Source organism: Reyranella sp. (genome assembly GCF_050185545.1).
Taxonomy (GTDB): Bacteria; Pseudomonadota; Alphaproteobacteria; order Reyranellales; family Reyranellaceae; genus Reyranella.
In genome coordinates this window covers 50,539-54,896 of sequence record NZ_JBFWZI010000031.1, presented here as the reverse complement: position 1 = coordinate 54,896, position 4,358 = coordinate 50,539, and the positions used below count along the sequence as shown (strand labels likewise).

Annotated in this window: 5 protein-coding genes and 1 tRNA gene; 2 read left to right on the top strand and 4 right to left on the bottom strand. The window is 66.9% G+C overall.

All coding sequences use genetic code 11. The features are described from left to right. Positions 1–61 precede the first annotated feature (61 nt). The gene (locus tag AB7O82_RS11600; RefSeq protein WP_428619420.1) at positions 62–373 is read right to left on the bottom strand and encodes a transposase; all 312 of its coding nucleotides are present in this window, start codon (positions 371–373) and stop codon (positions 62–64) included. A gap of 86 nt (positions 374–459) precedes the next feature. Next, positions 460–1,743, bottom strand: coding sequence for an MFS transporter (locus tag AB7O82_RS11595; protein ID WP_428554191.1), 1,284 nt, complete (start codon positions 1,741–1,743; stop codon positions 460–462). Between the two features lie 105 nt (positions 1,744–1,848). Between AB7O82_RS11595 and AB7O82_RS11590 the strand changes: the two genes are divergently transcribed. Both AB7O82_RS11590 and AB7O82_RS11585 read left to right on the top strand, forming a co-directional pair. Next, positions 1,849–1,925, top strand: a tRNA-Pro gene (locus tag AB7O82_RS11590). 53 nt (positions 1,926–1,978) lie between these two features. After that, entirely contained in the window at positions 1,979–2,824 is an 846-nt protein-coding gene (locus AB7O82_RS11585; RefSeq protein WP_428554188.1) for an FkbM family methyltransferase, read from the top strand. 66 nt (positions 2,825–2,890) lie between these two features. Here the strand turns inward: AB7O82_RS11585 and AB7O82_RS11580 are convergent, their stop codons facing one another. Then, positions 2,891–3,847: a TonB family protein gene (locus AB7O82_RS11580; RefSeq protein WP_428554185.1), complete on the bottom strand. Its 957-nt coding sequence runs from the start codon at positions 3,845–3,847 to the stop codon at positions 2,891–2,893. A 292-nt stretch (positions 3,848–4,139) separates the two neighbouring features. Next, the coding region (locus tag AB7O82_RS11575) for a hypothetical protein (protein WP_428619417.1) at positions 4,140–4,358 on the bottom strand (219 nt) is incomplete at its 5' end.

Genomic DNA, 4,358 nt, shown 5'->3' with positions numbered 1-4,358 from the left:
CTGGCGGAGACGCCCAGCACCCGGCACATCGTGGCGATCGGATACACGGCCCGGTTCGCGCTCACGAATCGGAATCCTTCGGCGGGATCGTCTCCCGCGCGAACCAGGCCGCCGCTTTTGACAGGATTTCCCGCTCAAGCTTCAGCTGCCTGTTCTCGTGTCGCAGCCGAGACAGTTCATCCCGCTCGCCCGTCGTCAACCCGTCATTGCGATGACCTTCATCCCGCTCTGCCTGGGCGACCCAATTGCGGATCGCTTGCGACGATGGCTCGAACTCCCGCGACAGTTCTTCGGGCGTGCGTCCAGCTCGAACAAGCTCGACCATTTGCCGACGGAACTCCGGTGAATAGGGCTCATGATACCTGTTTGCCATGGTGGACTCCTGAAACACTATCGTGCCGATGTCCACGAAACCGGGGCAACTTCAAAGAACGCCATCGGAGTGGCGCGCTCCCAGCCCTACTCCGCCGGCTGAGCCGCCGCCGAGATCGCGCGCCGCGCCTGCGCCCGCTCGCCGCCGGGCAGCAGCAGGGCCACCAGCGTGATCAGCAGGGCAACGCCGGCCAGGCCATAGAACAGCAGGTCGAGCTCCCCGGTCGCCTTGCGCACCCAGGCGATCAGCAGGATGGCGATCGGGCTGGTCCCCAGCGCGACCACGAACTTCGCGCCGAAGCCCAGCCCGTGATAGCGGCTGGGCGTGTAGCGCGCGATCAGGATGTTCTCGATCGGGCCCGTCGCCGAGCTCAGCACGGCCGAGGCGATGGCGCCCAGGACGGCGAGGTAGCCGTTGCCCATGGCGAGCGCGACCATGGCGAAGACCTGCAGCGCCGAAGCCACGACATAGGTCGTCTTGAGCGGATAGCGATCGATAATGGTGCGCCCCATGGCGTACTGGGCGAAGCCCGAGATGACGTAGATCATCGAGGTCGCGAGCCCCACCCACAGCACGGTCTGGGTCACAAGGCCCCACGATGCCAGCCCGGCGCGCAGGCTGTCGATGTCGGCGGCCAGCCGTGTCTCGAACACCAGGGCGGCGCCGAACATGACCGCCTGCCAGATGATGCCTTCGAAGGCCATGGTGACGGAAAGGACCGAAAAGACCCGCCAGAACTCGCTGCGCCCGGCTTGCGCGCCGGCGGTCGTCGGCATCGGCCGATCACCAACCCGGCCGTGCCGGATCTCCCAGAGCAAGCCCACGCCGACCACCAGGCAGACGATGCCGGGCACGATGAACGCCGCCCGCCACGAGGCGAGCGTGATCAGCACGCCCGGCACGATGCCATAGAGCGCCAGGCCGGCGCTGCCCCACAGGCCGTTGACGCCCATGGCGTGGCCCTGCTCGCGCGCAGTGCGGATGATCCAGCCGATCCCGGCCGAATGGTAGATGGCGCCGAACACGCCCAACCCGCACAGCGCCAGCGACAGCATCAGCGTGTCGCCCTTGGGCACCAGGCCGCACAGGATCGAGGAAAGGCCGAGGCCGAAGAACATGATCACCATGGTCGCCGGCGCCCCGATGCGATCCGACAGCCATCCGGCCGGCAGGGACATGATGCCGAGCAGCACCGTGGCGGGCGCGTAGAGCTCGAGCAGGCTCTCGGCCGGCATGTCCCAGGCAACCGCAAGGGTCAGCACGATGACGGCATAGAACGCCGTCATCATGTGCATCAGCGCATGGCCGATCGAGGAGAACACCAGGACGCGCCGGCCCATGGTCAGGTCGGCGGAAGCAACACTCGTCATGGAGCCTGTATCTTCTTTGCCTGTTCCCTGTGCAAGGCGGCTTGCGGCATCGCTGCCATTCGCGCTAAAGCCCCTCTGCCGGGGCGGTCCTGCCGCGGCACCGGTCGGGGCGTAGCGCAGTCTGGTAGCGCATCAGTCTGGGGGACTGGGGGTCGTCGGTTCAAATCCGGCCGCCCCGACCATTTCAAACCAACCGCACACGATACATCGAGGTCCCAGGCTGCATGGATTGTCGATGAAGCAATTCCATTGCCCGAACGGTCTTCGCGTCTGGAGCACGCCCCGAAGCGGCAACGAGATCAAGTTCATCTTCCGAGAGATCTTCGAGGACCGGTGTTACGAACGACATGGCGTGACCGTGGGCGATGGCGATGTCGTCCTCGACGTCGGCGCGAACGTCGGAATGTTCGCTCTCGCGCTGATGGAGCGCTTCGACAGGCTGAAGATCGTCTGCCTCGAGCCGGCGCGTCCTACGCTCGCCTGTCTGGAGCGGAACGTCGTGGAGTCGCGTTGGCGAGATCGCCATCAGGTGACGATTCTGGCGGATGCCGTCGGCGCCGCGAACGCCGAGGCCATGATCACCTATTTTCCCAACGTGCCCGGAAACTCCACCCTGTTCCCGGCGGAAAAGCGGCAGGAGTGGGATCGGATGCTCGAGGGTCTGAGCCCCCTGCAGCTGAAGAAAATCCACAAGGGGCTCCCGCTGCTGCCGCGCTGGTTCATGCGCCTGATCGCGACGATGCTGTTCAAGCCCGCTGTGATCCAGCCCTGCAGGGTACGCACCATTAGCGATGTCATCGCGCAGCTCGATCTGGCGCGCATCGATCTCCTGAAGATCGACATCGAGGGCGCCGAGATGGACGCTCTGCGCGGCATCGCCGAGCCGGATTGGCAGCGAATTCGGCAGCTCGCGATGGAAGTCTCGCCCGGGTGCAAGGGCGCGCTGGACAAGCTCGTCGAGCAATTGCGCGCCAGGGGCTTCGCGAAGGTGACGGCAGAAAGTTTTACGGGCGAGAGCGTCATCGCGGTCGATGATCCCACGCCGTGCATGCTCTACGCGATCCGTTCAACGCGAGACTGATGCGCGTTCTGCTTCTCTCTCAGTTTGCCCTGCGGCGAATCCACAGCATCCTGTCGAGCCGGCGAGCTAGCGGTCCAGCGCGTAACCGATCGGGACGGTGAAGGTGTACGGCTCGACGCCTATCTCGGCCGGCAGAGGCGGGAATGGCGCGGTTCTGCGAATCGTCTCGGCAATGCTGCGATCGTGACCGGGAAACCCGCTCGACCGCGTGATCGCCAGGTCGAGCAGGCGCCCGTCGCGCGCGACCGTCAGGCGGGCAACGAGCATGCCCTGAGAGCTCGCTTCGCGCGAATTGTCCTGGAAGCGCGCACGCGAGAGCTTGTTCACGACCTGCATGAGATAGTCCTGCTGCACCCGGCGATGACGATCGTCCATGGCGGTCTGGTTGATCGACGAAGGCGCCTTCGCCGCCGTCCGGGCGGTTCCCTCGGCACCCTGCGGCCGGGAGGTCCGTCTGGGCGCGGCCTGAGGTGACGGCTGGCGCTGCGGTGGCGGTGACTGCAGGCGGGGCGCGGCCGCCGCGACGGACGGCGAATTCGCCGACCAATCACGACTGCTCACTGTCGGCGGCGCCGTCACTGGCGTCAGGGCCTCCTCCAGGCTCGTGTCGGGGACGTCCGGCAAGCGGACGGCACCGAACTCGCGCGCAAAGACCGGCGGTGGCGGCTCGGCTGACGGCAGGCTCGATACGATATCCCGGTCGTTCGGTGCCGGCGTCGCTACCGCCAACGGGGTCTCGCCCTGAGCCGGTACCGGGGAGCCGGCAATCTCCGCCATTGGTCCAACGGGCGGGTCGTGAGTTGGCTCCGCGGCGGCCACCGTCGATGCAGCGTTCGGTGGTGTCGGCAGCTCGAGTGTTATCGAAGCGAGCTGCTCGGTGAAGGGCGCATGCTTCTGCGAGAGCATCGCGGGCAGCAGGGCGAGAGCCACACCGGCATGCATCAGCGCCGAGCCCAGCGCGCCCAGGGCCGGCATGAAGCGGAACCTGCGGGCGGTGTCGTCGTCGAGAGCGTCGAACGTCATCGACAAAGCTCTAGGGGCAGCCCCTGGCCGTGGGCGGCCGTGAGGCAATCGGCAGTGCTGGAATAGAGCTCGGGCCGGAAATGGATCGCGCGCAGGGAGAAGACGCGCGCCTGTTCCTCGGGTGACATGCCCCTCGGTCCGGCGTTCGCCCCATGCCCATTCGCACCGTTACCGGTACCGTTGCCAGGGCCGCTCATGCCGTTGTTCGAGCCGCCAGCACCGACGCCTGCCCCGTTGCTGATGGCACTCGCCGCGCCCGTGCCAGTCGCAAGGCCGGCGTCGGGTGAGCTGCTCAGCGGTTGCGCCGCGGCCGGCGCAGTGTTTCCGACGGACGGGCTGACATTGCCAGCAACGCTTCCTGCTCCGGAACTTCCGACGCTGCTCGGAGCTCCACTCGAAGCGGCACCTCCTCCGACGCCCGCGCCGCCGCTGGGACCTGCGGCCGAAGCGGCTCCTCCACCAGTCGCAGTTCCTCCTCCGGTCGCGCCTCCTCCACCAGTCGCGGCTCCGC